Source organism: Psychrobacter sp. CR212, from assembly GCF_059693765.1.
This window is the reverse complement of sequence record NZ_JCATIF010000001.1, coordinates 385,869-406,147: the sequence shown is the minus strand read 5'-3', so window position 1 is coordinate 406,147 and position 20,279 is coordinate 385,869. Positions and strand designations below refer to the sequence as shown.

Genomic DNA, 20,279 nt, shown 5'->3' with positions numbered 1-20,279 from the left:
CTCTCTATCGTTTAGAAAAACGATAGAGAGACTCAATTATAGTTTTATAAAACCAATCGTAAAAGTGAATTTATTATATTTAACTTACTAATGATAGTTTGCTATTATTATAAGCATCAAAGGAAGAGCTAGAGCTTATATAGATATTAATAAAAGTTAAGATATTTTTATTTTTATGCTAATTAACTACTACTCGTCTTTCTTCAATTTTATATAACAACACTCACACTATAAGGACAATATTATGAGTAATACTAATAACGCTACTAACCAGATCGGTTTAGAAAAAGCTGACATGAGCGAAGTCATTGCTCAATTAAACAATCTGCTATCAACGTACCATGTGTTTTACTTAAATGTACGTGGCTATCATTGGAATGTAAAAGGTGAGCACTTCTTTACTTTGCATCCAAAGTTTGAAGAATTATACACATCGCTACAGTTACAGATTGATGAGATCGCTGAGCGTATCTTGACTCTGGGTGGTACACCGCTACATGCTTACAGCGATTTTGCACAACACACGAGCATCAGCGAAGACAAAAACGTCAAAGATGGTACATCTTGCGTTAAAGGCGTAGTAACTGGTTTACAAGCCTTAATTGCCGAGCAGCGTCAAGTATCGTCATTAGCAGCAGAAAGCGACGATCAAGGTACCGCTGATCTGGTTGATGAATACGTACAAGAGCAAGAAAAGCTGGTATGGATGTACAATGCCTTTTTGGGTTAATACTTTACTAAGCTGATCACACTTAGCTTAAATAAATCCAAATAACAGTAAAACTTAGAACCATAAAAAAGCACCCAGTTGGGTGCTTTTTTATGGACAGCGATCTGTAACAGATTGATTTACTGTTGAATCCATTGACGCATCTTTTCACGCTCAGCAGGTGTTGCTTGTAGCCAAATCTGCATAAATGAATCTAAGGTATTGGTAGAGGTATTCACACTCGTGGTTTGCTTGATATTGGTCGTACCAACATTAGTATTGTTTGGCATTGCTGCTGGTTGATCTAATGCTGCTATCGCACGTTGGTTTTGTAATTCTGCATCGCCCGCCCCACCAAACACACCACCTAGCGCCTTACCAAGTCCTGAAAGCAGTCCACCTTGATTACCAGCCATACCCTGTTGACTTGCGATAACTGTATTGTTCTGCTGAATAGCGAGTGTTGGCTGCTTAGCATAATCTTTAGCGGCTTTGTAATCTTCTGGCTGGTTCGGCATCGTCAAACGATACGTTTGGTTATCTGCCAATTCCGCCGTCACGCTGACGTTACCTGAACGCAGGTAATCATGCTCATCACGCTGCAAGTTATATAAGCGGTCATACTTAGCAGTGATAGCGTGTTGACCTGGCTCAAGGGTAAACTCTTTAGTTAGTGGTTGAAATAGACTTTGCTGAACTTCTTGTCCATTGATGGCAGTCACTTTGATATGGTCATCAACCAATAGCGTCACAGCGGCTTGTGACATCATAGAGACTGAGGTCGCACCCACAAACAACAGTCCAATAGTTAATTTTTTTAGCAAAGAAGCATTCGATTTCATAGGTTATTCCATTAATAGTGAAAGCAGGTTGGATAAAAAGTTCGTATTCTTACTGTTATTTGTATTTTTGCTGCTAAAAGTCTTACAATTAAAAGTTTTACGACTAGAAATCAAGTGGCATCGTATGTTGGTCTTGATCTGTCGTCTCATTGTCTACTTGCGTCTCTTGAGCTATATCAGCCAGCTCTGCTGCAAGCGTTTGCTCATCAATGGTACGCAGCGCGTCACTGATCACCGCTTTTGATATATTACTGCGGCCAAGGTTAGAAAACATTGGCTGTATATAATTGAGCACTTCCATCATTGCACCGATACGATGTGGCCCTTCAGTCAATAAATGATTAATAATTCGATCATCAAACTGCCAGCCGCGCCGACGCAAAATGGACTGAAGCAGTGCTTGACGGTCTGCTAAATCATGACCAGTAGGCACCTTAAAAGCTGGTGCTTGTGCCAAACGCGTCAATAAATCTCTGAGTTGAAACGGTAGGTCACCTGCTGGTTTATTGGCCGCAAATAAAAGCTGGCGCTGACCTTCGCGGCTACGGTTGATCAGATGAAACAGCGCTTCTTGCCACTGACTACTTTGCTCAAGCACTTCTAAATCATCGATAGCAATCAGATCAAAGTTTTCTAAAGAAGATAATACATGGACGTCGGTATGGATCAATTCATTGAGTGACAGGCAAATAGCTGATTTTTCCATTTCAATAAATGACTCACAAATAGCGGAGAGCAAGTGAGACTTACCCGTCGCAGGGCTACCAAACAGGTATAACTGACCGATCAGGCCGACATGTAATTGCCGCACTGCATCAATAATAGACATCCAACCGGGACCGGCAAAGTCGCTGAGACTTGCATCATGCTTAATGTCCAGATTGAGACTTAGCTGTGCTTCTGCCATGAATCATCAACTCGTGTTGCGTAGTGCAATATAAAAGTGCAGTAGAAAAAGGAATAAATTGCTATTCAGTACTATCCATACTACCTGATAAAAATATGTGCAGTGGATATATAGCTTTTTTATGATGGATGAATTGCCCTAATTAGGCTAATCTTGATAAAAAATATAGCAACGGCTGATATGATCAACACTGCGACTATATATAACATATTTGCAAAATGACTGACAAGTCTTTTACCTACTAAGCCTGATCAACCATTTGCTTTTTTCTTCCCATTTGTACGCTATCCGCTCACTATATTCAATAATAAAATATTTACTTCTTCTCAAACAGTAGCAATTGCTTACGACCTTTATAAAAATCTGTCGTGCGATAATACGCATATAGGTGGCGGAATAATACATTTAAGACAGCAGAAACTGGTAGCGCAATTAACATACCCACAAAACCCAATAGACTGGCGCCTGCTAATACCGCAAAGATAACCCATAATGGTGATAAACCAATTTTATCACCTAATAGTAGCGGCTGCAGAATATAACCTTCTGCAGCTTGCCCGACCAAAAACGCCCCAACGACCAATAACAAATAGGTCCAATCCAACCCAAACTGAAACAAGCAAGCGATGATAGCGGCCACAAATCCAATGCCAAAACCCAAGTAAGGTACAAAGCTTGCAATACCCGCTACCATACCGATGATAAGTCCAAGCTCTAGACCAATAAGCTGCAGCTGTATTGCATAAATAGCACCCAGTAGCACCATCACCAGCAGCTGGCCTTTAATAAACGCCATTAAAGCCTGATCGCACTCTTTGGCGATGCCAATGACTTGTTTGCAGTATGCTCCTGGTATCGCCATTTTCCACGTCTGTAAACGCTGATCCCAATTGAACAAAAAATAAAACGTTAAAATTGGCACCAACACGATCAGTCCTGCACTGTTAATAAAGTTCATACTTGAAGTCAGTACTTGGCTCATCATGGTACTGGCATCAGCAAACTTATAATTCGTTTGCATATACTCGACCAGCGTCTCAGAAAAATCCTTAGACTCTAAGACAGGCAATTGAAAACGAGTATTACTGTTGAACCACTCTCGTACCACTTGATTATACCAGCTAGATATTTTAGGTAGATACTCCCAAGCGGCTTGCAGCTGATGCCACAATGTCGGTACCAACCACCAGAGCAACAGCGCCATCCCTACAGTGATGGTAGAGTACACAATAATAATTGCGATCCAACGTCTGAGATGTTTTGACAATCGCTTTACCAAAGGATTGAACAAGTAAGCCAGCATAAAAGCAAATATAAACGGCACAATGACTGGTATCATCAGGTAGAGAAGGAATAGTGCCACAACCAAAACGACGACGATAAATAAACGTCTGAAAAAAGGGTCGATTGGTTGGTTCATCATGATAATTAATCCTATACGTGGGCTGATTTGAGATAGTGACAAAAATTGCGGTACTTGAGCCGTCAGGAGTCGTAAATCTAGTGTTTTATTATCGCAGAGTACAACAAAAAATCAGTCATTTTTTGTTTCTTAATCGCTTATTTACAGCTTAATGCAAATCTTAGCTAAATATCGGTAAGTTGCTTTGCGAGTGTGGTCAGTTTTTGGGTATAATGCGCGCACTATCTTTAAACTTTATCTCGCTGATTGTAGCGTGATTGACTCCCTTACTTTTTAATTCCAATTATCTATCCCCAACTGTGAGATGACTATGAGTGACAAGCCTTCTTTAAGCTACAAAGACGCCGGCGTTGATATCGATGCAGGCGATGCTTTGGTTCAGCGAATCAAGTCCGTTGCAAAAGCCACTACTCGTCCTGAAGTCGTGGGTGGACTTGGCGGTTTTGGTGCGTTATGCCGTATCCCAACAGGCTACACTTCTCCGTTATTGGTGTCTGGTACTGATGGTGTGGGCACCAAACTAAAATTGGCATTACAGCTCAATCGTCACGATACCATCGGTATTGATTTGGTCGCGATGTGTGTCAATGATTTGTTGGTTTGCGGTGCAGAGCCACTATTTTTCTTAGATTATTACGCAACAGGCAAGCTTGATGTTGATGTAGCTGCGACTGTGGTCACTGGTATCGGCGATGGTTGTAAACTTGCCAACTGCGCGCTTATCGGCGGTGAAACGGCTGAAATGCCAGGTATGTATCAAGACGACGATTATGACCTCGCTGGATTCTGCGTGGGCGTGGTTGAAGAAAGCGAGGTCGTGACTGGCGACAATGTTGCCGAAGGCGATGTTCTGATTGCCCTAGCTTCGAGTGGCGCGCACTCAAACGGCTACTCACTAGTGCGTAAAGTCATCGAAGTTAGCGGTGTTGACGTGGCTACTAGCGATGAGCAACTAGATGGTCAACCTATTCAAGATGCCTTGATGGCCCCTACTCGTATCTATGTCAAAGCAATCAAGGCATTGCAGGATACCCTTGGTAGCTCAGCGCTTCATGCCATGTCACACATCACAGGTGGCGGTCTCACTGACAACTTGCCACGAGTGCTCCCTGATGACCTAGCGGCTAGCATCGATACCAGCAGCTGGCAGTTCTCAGAGTTATTCACTTGGTTACAGACCCAAGGCAATATTGAGCAAAGTGAGATGTACCGCACCTTTAACTGCGGCGTTGGCTTTGTCATCGTCGTTCCTAAAGACAAAGCTGAAGCAACGATCAAAACGTTGACTGACGCTGGTGAAAACGCTTGGCAACTTGGCGAAATGGTCAAACGTGAAGCCGATGCCGTGGTATACCGTTAATGTCAATTGATCAGACAAGCCAATCTATCAAGCCATTACGCATTGCCGTTTTGGTATCCGGAAGTGGCAGTAACCTACAAGTGCTCATAGATGCCATGCAAGCAGGTGCGCTACCGATTGAGATCGTTGGCGTTATTAGCAACCGTGAAGACGCCTATGCCATCACCCGCGCCAAAGACGCGGGCATTGAGGTCGCCGTACTCTCGCACGTAGAGAGCGGCAAACGCATGGGCATCAAAACCTTTGAAAAGCACGCCACCGCACAGCTTGAAGCGTGGCAGCCTGACTTGGTCGTTTTGGCAGGTTTTATGCGCGTATTGAGTGCAGACTTTATTGATAACGCGCCTGCCCCGATGATTAACCTGCACCCATCGCTACTTCCCGCTTATAAAGGGCTAGACACGCATACCCGTGTACTCTGCTCAGGTGAGCGTGAGCACGGCTGTAGTATCCATGTGGTCACCGCCGAGCTGGATGCAGGACAAGTGTTAAGCCAAGCGGTCTTGCCTATTCGTCATACCGATACGCCTGATAGTTTGCAAAAGCGCGTACAAGTGCTGGAGCATCACTTATTGCCGTGGACGATATTGCAAATCGCTATTGGCGGCGTGTCATTAACGCCAAGTGAGCAAGCCTCTAGCATCTTGCCTGCCCTGCCCTTACGTCTATTGATTGACGCTTAGTTGTTTTAAAATATTATTTTCACCCACACAAAAAAACCCAGCTATTAAGTAGCTGAGTTTTTCTTTTTAGTCTTTAACAGTTTTACGTGTTATTCACTGTTATTTTCCAAATACGTGTATTGCTTTAATGTTTACAAACTCTTTAATACCAAAGCCGCCATGCTCGCGACCATAGCCTGAGTTCTTCACACCACCAAACGGTAGCGCTGGATTGGCAAGACCGTAACCATTGATATATACCATACCAGTATCGAATTGCTCACTGGCTAAGCGAATCGCTTTTTCTTCATCTTTTGAGAAGATAGCGCCGCCTAGGCCGTAACGACTGTCATTTGCAATGCGTATTGCATCGTCGTCATCTTTGGCGCGAATCAATGACGCCACTGGGCCAAACAATTCGTCGTCGTAGGCAGGTTGACCTTTCTCGACATTTTCTAAGATAGTTGCTGGATAGAAACTGCCTTTACCTTCTGGTACTTTACCGCCAACAGCAATCGTTGCACCTTTTGCTACGCTTTGTTCTACTTGCTCATGCAACTGATCTCGCAAGTCTGCACGCGCTAATGGACCGATATCTGAGTTGTCATCCATTGGGTCACCAGATTTTGTACCTTCAAATTTTTCTACGATACGCTTGCGGAATTCGTCATACACGCTATCGACCACGATAAAGCGTTTTGCGGCCACACAGGTTTCACCGTTATTGACCAAACGGGCTTGGGTACAGGTCTCTACAGCGGTTTCTATATCGGCGTCTTCTAGTACGATAAAGGCATCATTTGAACCGAGCTCTAGTACTGATTTTTTGATTGCTTTGGCCGCTTGTTGACCAACGATACGACCAGCAGCATCACTACCTGTGAGCGTTACGCCACGTACTTTGTCATTTTCAATCAATTTTTCTGATTGGTCATGATCAATCAAAATCGTACGGAACAAATCATTTGGCAGTTCAGACTCATGGAATATTTTTTCGATCAATAAGCCAGAACCTGTGACGTTTGCTGCATGTTTAAGCAGAACACTGTTACCTGCCATCAAGTTAGCAATGGCATAACGGAATACTTGATACGCTGGGAAGTTCCAAGGTTGCATACCATAGATCACGCCGATTGGTTGATAAGTCACGATACCTTTTTTCATGCTTTCGATATCTCGCTCATCATCTGCAAGCGCAGCAACACCATTTTCAGCAGTGTAATCACAAATTGCTTTACAGAGATCTACTTCTTGCTGACTTTGACCATAGAGCTTACCGCGCTCTTCGGTCATAAGCTTAGATAGCTCCTCCTTATACTCCATCAGTTTGTCGCCGATGGACTTAATGACACGTCCACGTTCTTCATGGCTCACAGTACGCCATTCTAAGAATGCATTATGTGACGCGTCGACAATCTTGTTAACTTCGTCGTTGCTCATGTAATCATAATTTTTAATGTCTTCGCCCGTTGCTGGGTTAACAGTAGTAATATCTGACATGTGGATGTCCTTATTATTTGATTTTATGTGTTTAGTATTATTGTCACTTTTAACTGTTTGGTACTTTTGATTATTTGGTGCTACGTCGATAGGATAAATCAATAAATGAATCGATAAGTTTGTTTCTATCTGTGCTTATCATAACAAGGTATTTGGCGAAGAGTTTTACAATATATTGTGAAGTGTGTTGAAGATGTTAACAGTGTAGCCGGCTTATTAAGAATAGCTAAATATTGAATAAGACTACATAGCAACACTAAACAAAAAAAACCAGCCTAGTGGCTGGTTTGGTTCGTTGAATATACCAAATATAGGCTAAACAATAATATTCAAAGTGAGTTGATTACTTACTATAAGATACTTACTACTTTGTAAAAACTCTCATTAAAACAAGTGATTAATGACAGGTATTTCTTGTGGTGGATTTTCTTCCTCAGCCACTACTTGCCGTGCCACATGCATGATTAATTGACGCAACCAACGGTGAGCAGGATGGTGCTGTAGCAATGGTGACCATGCCATGGTCAGCTCAAACTCAGGAATAAAAAACGGCGGTTCTTCCATCATAATACTGTCGTTATTAGCCTGCATACGAGCCACACGGGTTGGCAATGTCGCTATCAAGTCTTTATTTGCGGCAAGCATGGCTGGCATCTGATAATGACGAGTGAAGACACTAATTTGGCGTTTTTGGCCCAAACGTTGCAATGCCTGATCAATAGATCCTAGGCCACCTGATTTTTCTGGATTAACCCCAAATCCCACGCCCATCCCTGTTTTAGATACCCAAACATGTTGCGCTTTAAGGTAGTTTTTCAGATTAAAGCGGTTGGCATAAGGACTTTCAGACGATAGCAAGCAACTAAACGTATCACGCCATACCAATACCTGATGAAAGCTCTGTGGTATCTCATTAAAACGATTAATCGCCAAATCAACACGCCCCTGCTCCATATCGCGATAAGAGACATCTGAGGGTGTCAAAAAATCCAAAATGACGTTGGGTGCTTCCGAACGTAGTGCCTTCACTAGCCTCGGTACCAAAGTCGCTTCGGCATAATCTGATGTCATGATTCGAAAAACGCGTGACGTACTATAAGGACGGAATTCGGTACGCGGCTCTAGTACTTGAGTCAAATCTGCAAGTATCTCACGGATGCGTGGCTGCAACTCAAGAGCGCGCTCAGTCGGTGTCATCCCTTCAGAGGAGCGCACCAGCAATGGATCATTAAATAACTTACGCAGACGGCGCAAGATATTGCTCATGGCAGGCTGGGTGATACCAAGCTGCTCAGCTGCGCGAGTGACGTTTTTTTCTCGTAGCAACACATCTAGATGGACTAATAAATTTAAATCAACCCGCTGCAAATTCATATGTATTTCTCTTAGCTTTTAAAAGATAAGCACCACGGCATGCTTGGTGTTATCAGTACTGAAATGGTAATTTTCGATCTAGGACCGCATAATTTTGCGAATTTTTATTGGTTTTACCGCAAAAGATACTCAGCATAACTCAATTTCGTCACCATAAGATACTGTTATAACTACATTATAACCTATAAAAATACTAAAGATAAGTATCATAAATTAGATAAATCTTGGTAAGGCAGTTATAGTGAGTTCCATAAAGGATTTGCGGTACAGACCACAAACCTGAGTTTTACGAACGGGTTATCGTCCAAAAAACAACATAGTTAAATAGCATAGTAACGGTTTATCTCGACAGTGAAACACTACCAAGTGTCAGTATAATTGTAACATCTCTTGTTGCTAATTATGACAACGCTGTTTATTAAATGCTCAAACACCTTTGATAGACATGGACAAGCTGAATCAACACTATACATCAGCAATTATTTTCAACTGTTGAGTTCAGCAAATTTCTTGTAATAGCCTAGCGGTTTGTTTAGGGTAAATAGAGCTTCAATAGATAAATGATAGACCAAATTTTGAATATTACTTTTTAGTACAAAGATTTTAGTAAAGCGACAGACCCATTATTTTAACAATTAACTTATTTGTTTTTACACCCCACCAAGGAGACTATAGATGTCAACTGCATATAAATCAGCGATCGACTTAGTACGTGAATTAAAGCAAAAGCACGGCAACTGGCAGAACATTAGCGAGACTGATGCCGCACGTATGATGTCACAAAACCGCTTTAAAACGGGCTTGGATATCGCAAAGTATACTGCAAAAATCATGCGTCAAGACATGGAAGATTATGACAATGATACGTCTCAGTACACACAGTCTCTAGGTGCATGGCATGGTTTTGTGGCACAGCAAACCATGTATGCCAAGAAAAAATACTTCGGTACAACTTCTAAAACTTATATCTATCTTTCAGGTTGGATGGTAGCTGCCCTACGCTCTGAGTTTGGTCCATTACCTGACCAATCTATGCACGAAAAAACATCAGTACCTAAGCTAATCGAGGAAATCTACACGTTCTTGCGTCAAGCTGACGCTAAAGTATTGAACGACTACTTCCGTGAGCTAAATGCTGCTGAAGAAGCGGGTCAAGACACCTCAGCTATCCTAGAAAAAATCGAAAACTTTGATTCACATGTTGTGCCAATCATCGCTGATATCGATGCAGGTTTCGGTAACGAAGAAGCGACTTACCTATTGACTAAGCAAATGATCGAAGCTGGTGCTTGTGCCATTCAGGTTGAAAACCAAGTATCTGACGCTAAGCAATGTGGTCACCAGGCTGGTAAAGTCACCGTACCGCACGAAGACTTCATCTCTAAGCTAAACGCTATTCGTTATGCATTCTTAGAGCTTGGTGTTGAAGACGGTGTTATCGTTGCACGTACTGACTCTGAGGGCGCATCACTCACGCAAAAAATCCCAGTATCAAATGAGCCGGGCGACCTTGCTTCTAAATACATCGATTTCATCGAAATGGAAGAAGTATCTCTTGAAGATGCCAAAGAAAACGATAGCTTACTTAAGCACAACGGCAAACTAGTACGTCCAGTTCGTCTACCTAACGGCCTATATCAGTTCCGTGAAGAGACTAACATTGACCGCGTTGTACTTGACTGTGTAACTGCTCTAGAAAATGGTGCTGACCTACTATGGATCGAAACGCCAACGCCAGACGTTGCCCACATCAAATCAATGGTTGACCGTATTAAAGAGCAACAGCCTAAAGCGAAGCTTGTATACAACAACAGCCCATCATTCAACTGGACGCTTAACTTCCGTAAGCAAGTGATCGCACAGTGGGAAGCTGAAGGCAAAGACATCTCTGCATACAATAAAGATGACTTGATGAGTGCTGATTATGACGGTACTGAGCTTGATGCTGCAGCTGACGTAGCTGCTAAGAACTTCCAACGTGATGCGTCACGTGAAGCTGGTGTATTCCATCACTTAATCACGCTACCAACTTACCACACCACTGCTCTTAGCGTTCATGAACTTGCTAAAGGCTACTTCGGTGAAGAAGGCATGCTTGCTTATGCAGCTGGCGTACAACGTAAAGAAATCCGCGAAGGCATCTCTTGTGTTAAGCACCAAGCAATGGCTGGTTCTGACCTTGGCGATGACCACAAAGAAATCTTCTCTGGTGATAACGCTTTGAAAGCTGGCGGTGGCAAGAACACGATGAACCAGTTCTAATAAACCCTAGACTAGCAGTACGTACTTAAAAAACCGCCCTATATCATGTAGGGCGGTTTTTTATTGCGGTTTAAATAATCAGAGAATGGTAGACTAATAATGGTTTATCACCACCACCGATCTGAGCTGTCAGTCAGAATTATTAGGAGCCAATATGCAAGAGATAGAGCTGAAATTTTTGGTACCAGAGTCACATCTAAAAGGTTTAATGCGTCAAGTAAAAGTTAAATCCTCACAAGTGACACTACTGGCTGCACACTATTACGATACTCCTGACCAGCAGCTTGCACAGGCAGGCATCGGTCTGCGTATTCGCAAAGAAGGCGATACTTGGGTACAAACCATCAAAGCTGGTGGCGATGGCATTGCCGCTCGTTTGGAGCACAACGCTGTGTTAGATGACAAGCAAGTGCAGGAAATGCTTCATAATAATGGACTGATACCTGATTTGACGATATATGCAGAAACTCCTGTCGCCTCTGCGCTGACTAATTTTAAACTCAAAAAGTTAGCAAAAAACCTAACACGACTGTATGTCACCAACGTCGAGCGCACCACGCGCTTACTGATAGAAGATAATAGTGACGAAACTGATAGTTGTATCGAGATGGCTTACGATCATGGAGAAATTGTCCATGGTACTGATGACTCTCAGCGAAAAACCATTCAGGAGATAGAGTTCGAGTTGGTGTCAGGAGATTTAGATTTTTTGTTTACGACAGCCAAAACATGGTGCAAACGTTACAAGCTGTGTCTATCTACCGTGACCAAAGCTGAGAACGGTGGCTTGCTCATTAACGGACAGAACCACAGTCCAGCAGTTGGCGCTGACCTAAGCCAACTAGATTTGAACAAAGACAGTAGCATGCCCGCCTTTATACGAGCAGCCGTACATAACTGTCTGTTACAGATACTGCCAAATAGCAGTGCTATCGTCGCTGGAAGCATTGATGACGAGCATGTTTTGCAGGTAAGCATTGGTCTTGAGCGCTTGCAGGCTGCGTTAACAGCATTTGATAGCTTTTCTGACGAGATCAATCCTGACTGGCTACCGATACTAAAACAAACAGCCAACCTACTTGGCAATTATTACCAACTCACTCATATCAATACCTATATCGAGCCTGAGCTACAGGCACTCGGAGCCCCTGCTGTTGATTGGACGACAGATATCGAGAACATAAAAATCACACCGATCAATACACTGCAAGCCAATGACTTTCAGCTCACCTTGCTAGAGCTGATTGCCTTTACCATGAGTGACCCTAGTATTGAGCCTCAAACGGATAAACTTGCTCTCGACAAGCTAGCAAAAATTCTATCGAAACAATATAACAAGTGCCTCAAAGCAGATAAAGAAACTGATGAAGTAAGCAGTACCGAGATTGTAAGCGATGATGTAAATGTTGATACGGATATCTCTGAGGATAATCAAGACGAAGCGCTACTATGCGATCACCTAAAAGCGTTACGCTACATAAGTGAGTTCTCTGCGCCTTTGTTAAGTAAGAAAAAAGCCAAGAAGAAAACCAAGCGTTGGTTAAAGCGTCTGATAAAAGCGCACATAGCGCTAGAGCAACGCAATGATGACAATCAATATCAACAGTTCTATGCCCTAAAATCAGCGAAAGATACCAATGCCCTATATGGTGCAGGTTGGTTTGCTGCCATGCTCACCGATGACCCAATTTATATCGAAACGCGTTTGGCTAAATTTAAAGACAGCTCAACATTTTGGTAAAACGTATTACTCGGTAAAGATACCTCGATAAAGATACATTGCTTAGTAAAAAGGACAGCTTTTATCAATGAAGCTGTCCTTTTTTATAGATAAACCATTTTATTTTTCGCTTCGATCTTATCGTTCAATATTTATACCTTTCACTACCATCCTTAGCCGTCATCGGATTTTTTGGCTCAAATACCGATAAATAAATATGCTATAGAAATATAGAAATAATGAGTACAATTAATCTTCGTTAATCTGCAACGATCATTACCGGCATACCCTCTTCGACTTGCTCAAATAATTCCACGATATCTGTATTACGCATACGTATACAGCCATGTGAAAGCGGTATACCCATCGGCTCAGTATCTGGTGTGCCGTGGATATAGATGTAGCGCTCATAAGTATCACAGCCGCCTTGACTGTTGCTACCTTTATTCGAGCCTTCTTCCAAACCGCTCAACCAAAGAATACGGCTCAGTATCCAATCACGCTTGGGATGTAACGTGCCAAGAGCGGCATCATACATCTCGCCAGTCGGCACACGGCCCACAAACACAGCATTCATAGGCTCACTGCCGCCTATTTTTTTTGCAATGATATGCTGACCAAGTGGCGTGCAACCACTATCTTGCTGACTACCGATGCCATTTTTTGCCGTAGAGACGGTATATTCAGTGACCTCAGCTTGCTGCTTATGCATTGTTAATGTCTGCTTAGCAATATTAATCACTAGATGTTTATTAAAAGTTTCATTATTCGTCATAAATGCTTCCCGCTATCAATCATCCATAAGATAACTGTTAAGGTAATTAGTAAAACCGATTCAAAATTTCTATTATCAAGGGATTGTGTCAATGCTTTTGGCACCGTAATATAGAGGCACACTTTTTGATGCTAGCAGATTATGACGACTATTTCACCGACACGTGTGTCGATGTATGATTTTTTATATCATGATACCAAGCCTATGCTGCCACTTTTGGCTGATGCCGCACAGCTCTCATTGCCACAAGCGAGGCTTGCGATGGATGCCAGTTTACAAGCTATTGTGAGCGCGCTTCTTGCCTATCAGCAGCAACATCAAGAACAAGCACTCAGCAAAAGACTATTTGGACGTGCTGCTGTCAAAGAGTTACGACAATATAACTCCATGAATTTTGCGACTCTTAAGGCGACGTTATATCACCGAAACGATGCAGCAGATGCCGTTTTTAATAACAGCGCCCGTGTGATAAAAATCAGTGATCATATTGCTGAAGATATTCAAGCAAAAACGCAGCAAGTTCAAATCTTACTCACCTCTTTATGCGTAATTGTCCTTCGAGAACTGGCCATCTTGGCAGAATACAGTCAACTCGATAGTGACGAGATGAATAAATGGTTTGCCCTACAGCCACAGTTTTTGTCCGCAGCACGCTTTAACAATGTACAAACGCAAGCATCGCCTACTCTTGAGTCAGAGCGTGCTAACAGCGAGCCGGCCACACTGACAGAGTCTGTAGAAGACAAAGAGTCTTTGGAAAATCATGCGCAGAGTGCAGAGCTCAAGCTATTACATGCTGAGCAGCTATCAAGCACCCCGCCACCTTTTGATAGCCACTGGTACGAGTTGACAGGGTTTGAGCCTAAAAACCATGAGCCTGTACAAGACATGCAATTGGCAACGGGTAATTACCTAAAAGCTATTGGACGCTCACCGGAGAACTTGCCGCAGGGTCGTCACAACGACATGCTGGTATTTGAAGAGATGCATGCTATTGCTTTGCCACATCAGCGCTGGTTATTACAGCTGGCGACAATCTCTGATATTTATCTTATTCGAAATCGACTGCGCATCAACTCTGAACCCGCCAATCCACCAAAGCCGCCTTTAGTAAGCTTAGGATTGATCGGTGGCAATAATGACAACACGCCAGCGACAACGAGCGAAAAGCCGATAGAATATGACGCTTCCACACCGCTTTGGAAAAACCCTGTCATTCTTATTATTATACTTGTCATCGGTGTACTGGGGGCGCTCGCTACGCTCAAATATCAATCGCAAAAGTCTGATGGCGTCGTGCTCGCCACCGAAGAAATATTAGCACAAGATATCACTGATGAGCGGCAGCAACAAGATGTCGCTATTGTGAGAGTGGACGATGAAGAGTCTGATACGGCAGAGACAGCACAAGCTCAATAAAGACATCTGCTTTCAATAAACTAATGTTCAAAACAGAGTCTTGATAGAAACGCATCAGCCATAAAAAAAGAGGCGCTATTTATATAGGCCTCTTTTTTATGGCTGTTGAGCTAAATACTTAATTAACTATGTATAATCGAAACGCTTATTTAGACAAATCGCGACCACGGCTAGCTTCGATAGCCAAACGCAGACCATTTAGACGGATAAAACCTTCTGCGTCTTTTTGATCGTAAGCACCTGCATCATCTTCGAAAGTTGCAATTTTTTCGTCAAATAACGAATCATCTGACTTGCGACCGACGACGCTCACAGCACCTTTGTATAATTTTACACGTACCGTACCGTTGACGTATTCTTGTGATTTGTCAATCAATGCCTGTAGCATCATACGCTCAGGGCTGAACCAATAGCCATTGTAGATGATTTTTGCATAGCGTGGCATGAGCTCATCTTTTAGGTGGGCAGCTTCACGATCAAGCGTTAGTGACTCGATACCGCGATGGGCTTTTAGCATAATTGTGCCAGCTGGCGTCTCGTAGCAACCACGTGACTTCATGCCAACATAACGGTTTTCAACGATATCTAAACGGCCGATACCATGTTTACCGCCGATTTCATTCAGCTTAATCATGACTTCATAAGGCTTTAGGGCTTCGCCATCGATAGCAACGATATCGCCTTTCTTGTATTCTAGTTCTAGATATTGCGCTTCATCAGGCGCGTCTTCTGGGCTGACAGACCAGCGCCACATGTCTTCTTCTGCTTCAGTATACGGCTCTTCTAGAACGCCACCTTCATAAGAGATATGTAGCAAGTTGGCATCCATTGAATAAGGAGATTTTTTCTTATTGCCTGCATAATCAATAGCGATGTCATGCTCTTTAGCATATTGCATTAAGCTTTCACGGCTTGATAAATCCCACTCACGCCAAGGAGCAATCGTTACCACGTCTGGTGACAAAGCGACAGCACCTAGCTCAAAACGAACTTGGTCATTCCCTTTACCAGTTGCGCCATGACTGATGGCATCGGCATTGTGTTCTTTAGCAATCTCAACCAAACGCTTTGCGATTAGTGGACGAGCGATAGACGTACCGAGTAAATACTCACCTTCATAGATAGCATTGGCACGGAACATCGGGAATACGTAATCACGGGCAAACTCTTCGCGCAAATCTTCGATATGGATGTGCTTGATACCCATTGCTTGAGCTTTGGCTCTTGCTGGCTCAACTTCTTCGCCTTGACCGATATCAGCGGTAAAGGTGATCACTTCCGCATCATAGGTTTCTTGCAGCCATTTAGCGATGATTGAGGTATCAAGACCACCTGAGTATGCCAATACGATTTTATTAATATTTTTTGGATCAAGTTGAGCCATGAAAAACTCCTGTTATGAGAATTTAGTTTTAGTAAACGCGCTAAGATCAAATCGTAAGCAAGTTAAAAAGAAATTACCTGCTCAGTGTACATCATATTTACTATAGGCAAAAGTCTAACTGCCATAAGGCGTGTGCTTTTGGCTTAAATCTTAAAAAGGGTTAAATAGTACTCAATGAATTATGTACAGATATTTCGCCTTATATTTAGTCAACTGGGCAAATCTGTTATGATAGTCGCACAGTATTATCCTCTTTTTTTCCTTTATTTGACGATATAGAGCGCTTTGACACTATGACTGATTCGATTAGAGAATTAACCATCCTTCAGCCAGATGATTGGCATATTCACTTGCGCGACGATCAGGCTTTGAGCACCACTGTGCCGCACGCAGCAGGTAGCTTTAACCGTGTGATCTGTATGCCAAATCTGGTGCCGCCAGTCAAAAATGCACATGATGCGCAGGCCTATCGCGCGCGTATCATGGAAACTTTGGCAGCAAGCGATTTAAGTCTTGAGCGAAAATCAGCCTTTGATCCACGTATGACTCTGTACTTAACGGACAATACCACTGCTCAAGATATCGAATTGGCCGCACAGTCAGGCATCGTACAAGCGGTCAAACTTTATCCTGCTGGAGCGACCACCAACTCTGCCGATGGTGTTACCAATATCAATGCCTGTGTCGATGTATTTGAAGCACTAGAAAAGCACAATTTACCACTATTGATACATGGTGAAGTGACGCAAGACCATATAGATATCTTTGATCGCGAAAAACGCTTTTTAGATGAAGTGCTGGCGCAAATCATCGTCAAATTTCCAACATTAAAAATCGTGGTAGAGCATATAACGACCAGCGATGCAGCAGATTTTGTATTGGCTCAAGGCAACCATGTTGCTGCTACTATTACGCCGCAGCATTTAATGTTTAATCGCAACCATCTATTAGTTGGTGGTATCAAACCGCACTTTTATTGCTTACCTATCTTGAAGCGTGAAAGCCATCAAAAAGTCCTGTTGGATGTGGCCACGAGTGGTAATCCAAAATTCTTCTTGGGTACCGACTCTGCGCCACATGCTACCGACAAGAAAGAAGCCGCTTGCGGCTGTGCTGGTTGCTATAGTTCAGCAACTGCCCTGCCGTTATATGCCACTGCGTTTGATAGCGTTGGCAAAATAGATAAGCTAGAAGGATTTGCCAGTCGCTTTGGCGCGCAGTTCTACGGTCTACCTCTAAACGAGAGTACCATTACGCTTGTCAACACGCCTATGCAAGTACCAAACGACTACCCTTACTTTGATGGTGCATCATTAACGCCGCTCATGGCAGGTGAAACATTACCTTGGTCGCTTAAGATTTAGTAGCCACACAGCCTAGCACTAACAAAGCAACCTATTATTTTTTCTATAATGCCAATGATACCTTTGTACTAAACCTCATTAGTGCAAAGGCGTTATCGATATTATGAAATAATGATGTGCAATTCCATATACCAGCACGACTGATAAAAGTGATTGAACTTGATATGACCAATCAAAATACAGCAACCTTGCCTGACGCAGAAGTCTCAAATTCCACGGATGACGACCTGAACGTAATTCCAAGTGCTGCTACTGAAGACAAGGGCGACGATGAGAAAACACCCTTGAGTCTAAAAGACCGATTTCGTAAGTTTTTGCCTGTCGTCGTCGATGTCGAGACAGCGGGTTTTAACTCTCAGACTGATGCGCTATTAGAAATCGCCTGTATCCCTGTACTACTTGATGAGCATGGCGTATTTTACCCAGGTGAGGCGCTCAATGCGCATATTGAACCGTTTGAGGGGGCAAATTTAGAGCCCAGTGCCCTTGCCTTTACTGGTATAGACCCTAACAACCCAATGCGCAAAGCCATTGCTGAAGATGAAAAAACGGCCCTTCGCCGTATCTTCAAAGGCTTAAAAGAAGTACGCCGCGAAGAAGAGTGCCGTCAATGTGTTCTGATTGGACACAACGCGCATTTCGATTTGGCCTTTCTCAATGCAGCTGTGCTACGTACCAATAGTAAGAATCACAATCCTTTTCACAATTTTTCAGTGTTTGATACCGTGACTTTGTCTGCACTGGCATTTGGACAAACTGTATTGGCGCGCGCTTGCAAGGCAGCAGGACTCGAGTTTGATGGTAAAAATGCTCACTCAGCACTGTATGACACTCAAAAGACAGCCGAGCTGTTCTGTCACATACTCAATAATTATCCTATGCTCGCTAATGCGATGCACAATGAAGAAGCTACAGAAGCATCAGCTGATAACGATAGTGAATAAGTCACATATCATATATTGCCAATCATACATAATAGTGCTATTTGTAATATTTGATGACTTTGACATCTTGATTTGATAATCAATAGGGATATGATTGATATCACGATAAGCAGATGGAATTATTTTGTATAATAATAAATGTCATATTTTTGGACGACTAATATGACTACTTATGATGAATGTCGCGCTTAAGCGATGCAGTTATATCCTATAGATAGTTCAAGTTGCTCACTCTGCCTTGTTAGCGAATACTATCGAGGCCTAATAGGAGGGACTTTATTATGGATCCACAACTTAAGTTATGGGGAACCATCCTAGGCTATATGTTGCTCGCTTTAACTATTAGTGTTTGTACTTCCCTATGGATTCGGTATCATTTAAAGCGCAATGATCTCCATCCTCGCCGTGCAATTAAAAAAAGATATTTAATTTTAAAAAGACGTAGAAAAAGGCTTGACAGGAAACGCAGACGCTACTAAAATACGCACCACTTCAGCATAAATGGTGAAAGCAGTTGAAGTATTGTTACTAGTCCCCATCGTCTAGAGGCCTAGGACACCGCCCTTTCACGGCGGTAACGGGGGTTCGAATCCCCCTGGGGACGCCACTATTTGGCGTCACTTGTTAGCACTCAATAAGACTAACAATGGTACCACCGAAACCCCCACTCATAATATGTTATGAGTGGGGGTTTTTTATGTCTGCTCTTAATATCCAAGCTAGTTGTTTAAATAGAAAAAGCCAGCATTGATTCAATGCTGGCTTTTTCTTGTTTGTCTGCTCAACTAGATATAATTAGTATTTAGCTCGATGAGCAATCGTATGAACATACTTAAAATCATAAGAGAATTAACGCCTATAACTATATTATTTATCGATTACAGCATTAGCCATAACAATGTGGCAGCTATCATCAAGCCGAGTACCGTCTGAATTAAAAAGAATGCTTGGTGTTGACCAACGACCTTACTCAATGTCACCCCTAGCGTACTGTATTTGATAGGAGGCGTATCAACATTACCTATTCTCGTTTGCTCTTCATAGTAGCCCTGCAATATGTCTAAGAACTTCTGCCACTCATTAGAATCCCACTCATACGGCTTAAATGGCATTAACTTTTTAAGCTCAGGCTCTTTAGTCATCCAACGCTCAAGGGTAATTGAACGTAATGACCAACTGGCAAAACGACGTTTGGTAATCTCAGAAAAATCTAAAACCTTCAATTCTTTATGTCGATCATCTATCAACAAACGATTTTTTAGATTGGTTAGTGCCTGCTCTGAGCCTTCGACACACTGCAAAAAGTAGCCATTGCCATAGCAAAGAATACCCGTGATATTATCTATTTGATTGCGTTCGACCGCGGTCTCTGAGATATCATTAAGCGTGCTAGGACTTGAAAGACCAGTAGAGGTAATCCGGCTTATATATACAAGCTGGCAGAGATCTGTCGTTACTGGGTTTGTTGAATCGTTGATTGTTGACAATCAGCTTCTCCCTATTATCAGGTAAATGTCGCTAAAACAATCATACTAACTTCAGAAAATATAGAGACAACATGATTAAGCGTAATGAATCGGTCTGATATATTATTGATTTTATAAGTTTTTATATTAATTGTATTAAGTTAGTTA

16 protein-coding genes and 1 tRNA gene are annotated in these 20,279 nt (G+C 42.5%); 9 read left to right on the top strand and 8 right to left on the bottom strand.

Annotated features, from left to right (window positions below; translation table 11 throughout):
- Positions 1-244 precede the first annotated feature (244 nt).
- Complete coding sequence (locus AC58CZ_RS01735) at positions 245-730, top strand: Dps family protein (RefSeq protein WP_071002111.1); 486 nt, start codon at positions 245-247, stop codon at positions 728-730.
- A 119-nt stretch (positions 731-849) separates the two neighbouring features.
- On the opposite strand, the gene AC58CZ_RS01730 is transcribed toward AC58CZ_RS01735, so the two are convergent.
- From AC58CZ_RS01730 to AC58CZ_RS01720, 3 genes are all read right to left on the bottom strand, one after another.
- On the bottom strand, positions 850-1,551 hold the full coding sequence (locus AC58CZ_RS01730; protein WP_494223514.1) for a DUF2057 family protein: 702 nt from the start codon (positions 1,549-1,551) through the stop codon (positions 850-852).
- Positions 1,552-1,654: 103 nt separating this feature from the next.
- On the bottom strand, positions 1,655-2,458 hold the full coding sequence (gene hda / locus AC58CZ_RS01725; RefSeq protein ID WP_427642248.1) for a DnaA regulatory inactivator Hda: 804 nt from the start codon (positions 2,456-2,458) through the stop codon (positions 1,655-1,657).
- Positions 2,459-2,774: 316 nt separating this feature from the next.
- On the bottom strand, positions 2,775-3,881 hold the full coding sequence (locus AC58CZ_RS01720; protein ID WP_494223515.1) for an AI-2E family transporter: 1,107 nt from the start codon (positions 3,879-3,881) through the stop codon (positions 2,775-2,777).
- Positions 3,882-4,191: 310 nt separating this feature from the next.
- Here AC58CZ_RS01720 and purM point away from each other — a divergent pair, with 310 nt between their 5' ends.
- On the top strand, positions 4,192-5,241 hold the full coding sequence (gene purM / locus AC58CZ_RS01715) for a phosphoribosylformylglycinamidine cyclo-ligase (protein WP_093071323.1): 1,050 nt from the start codon (positions 4,192-4,194) through the stop codon (positions 5,239-5,241).
- Positions 5,241-5,924, top strand: coding sequence for a phosphoribosylglycinamide formyltransferase (gene purN, locus AC58CZ_RS01710; protein ID WP_494223516.1), 684 nt, complete (start codon positions 5,241-5,243; stop codon positions 5,922-5,924). Before purM ends, purN begins: the two co-directional genes overlap by 1 nt.
- Positions 5,925-6,023: 99 nt before the next feature.
- Here the strand turns inward: purN and AC58CZ_RS01705 are convergent, their stop codons facing one another.
- Both AC58CZ_RS01705 and AC58CZ_RS01700 read right to left on the bottom strand, forming a co-directional pair.
- The gene (locus tag AC58CZ_RS01705) at positions 6,024-7,403 is read right to left on the bottom strand and encodes an aldehyde dehydrogenase family protein (RefSeq protein WP_494223517.1); all 1,380 of its coding nucleotides are present in this window, start codon (positions 7,401-7,403) and stop codon (positions 6,024-6,026) included.
- A gap of 384 nt (positions 7,404-7,787) precedes the next feature.
- Positions 7,788-8,777: a LysR family transcriptional regulator gene (locus AC58CZ_RS01700; RefSeq protein WP_301449191.1), complete on the bottom strand. Its 990-nt coding sequence runs from the start codon at positions 8,775-8,777 to the stop codon at positions 7,788-7,790.
- Between the two features lie 675 nt (positions 8,778-9,452).
- Between AC58CZ_RS01700 and AC58CZ_RS01695 the strand changes: the two genes are divergently transcribed.
- Both AC58CZ_RS01695 and AC58CZ_RS01690 read left to right on the top strand, forming a co-directional pair.
- Positions 9,453-11,039 carry an isocitrate lyase gene (locus tag AC58CZ_RS01695; protein WP_494223518.1) on the top strand — a complete coding sequence of 529 codons (1,587 nt, stop codon included), beginning with the start codon at positions 9,453-9,455 and terminating at the stop codon, positions 11,037-11,039.
- Positions 11,040-11,193: 154 nt separating this feature from the next.
- Complete coding sequence (locus AC58CZ_RS01690; protein ID WP_494223519.1) at positions 11,194-12,780, top strand: CYTH domain-containing protein; 1,587 nt, start codon at positions 11,194-11,196, stop codon at positions 12,778-12,780.
- Between the two features lie 238 nt (positions 12,781-13,018).
- On the opposite strand, the gene AC58CZ_RS01685 is transcribed toward AC58CZ_RS01690, so the two are convergent.
- Positions 13,019-13,534 (bottom strand): L,D-transpeptidase family protein, encoded by a 516-nt coding sequence (locus tag AC58CZ_RS01685; protein WP_494223520.1) that lies wholly within the window; start codon positions 13,532-13,534, stop codon positions 13,019-13,021.
- A gap of 141 nt (positions 13,535-13,675) precedes the next feature.
- Here AC58CZ_RS01685 and AC58CZ_RS01680 point away from each other — a divergent pair, with 141 nt between their 5' ends.
- On the top strand, positions 13,676-14,953 hold the full coding sequence (locus AC58CZ_RS01680) for a hypothetical protein (RefSeq protein ID WP_494223521.1): 1,278 nt from the start codon (positions 13,676-13,678) through the stop codon (positions 14,951-14,953).
- Between the two features lie 145 nt (positions 14,954-15,098).
- Here AC58CZ_RS01680 and AC58CZ_RS01675 read toward each other — a convergent pair whose 3' ends face one another.
- Positions 15,099-16,337 carry an argininosuccinate synthase gene (locus AC58CZ_RS01675; protein WP_071002124.1) on the bottom strand — a complete coding sequence of 413 codons (1,239 nt, stop codon included), beginning with the start codon at positions 16,335-16,337 and terminating at the stop codon, positions 15,099-15,101.
- Positions 16,338-16,630: 293 nt separating this feature from the next.
- On the opposite strand from AC58CZ_RS01675, the gene pyrC reads away from it, so the two are divergent.
- The 3 genes from pyrC to AC58CZ_RS01660 all read left to right on the top strand — a co-directional run bounded on the left by pyrC (position 16,631) and on the right by AC58CZ_RS01660 (position 19,252).
- On the top strand, positions 16,631-17,701 hold the full coding sequence (gene pyrC, locus AC58CZ_RS01670; protein WP_201599518.1) for a dihydroorotase: 1,071 nt from the start codon (positions 16,631-16,633) through the stop codon (positions 17,699-17,701).
- A 164-nt stretch (positions 17,702-17,865) separates the two neighbouring features.
- The gene (gene rnt / locus AC58CZ_RS01665; RefSeq protein WP_494223522.1) at positions 17,866-18,645 is read left to right on the top strand and encodes a ribonuclease T; all 780 of its coding nucleotides are present in this window, start codon (positions 17,866-17,868) and stop codon (positions 18,643-18,645) included.
- A 531-nt stretch (positions 18,646-19,176) separates the two neighbouring features.
- A tRNA-Glu gene (locus AC58CZ_RS01660) sits at positions 19,177-19,252 on the top strand.
- 271 nt (positions 19,253-19,523) lie between these two features.
- Here AC58CZ_RS01660 and AC58CZ_RS01655 read toward each other — a convergent pair.
- Entirely contained in the window at positions 19,524-20,132 is a 609-nt protein-coding gene (locus AC58CZ_RS01655; RefSeq protein WP_494223523.1) for a BLUF domain-containing protein, read from the bottom strand.
- Positions 20,133-20,279 lie beyond the last annotated feature (147 nt).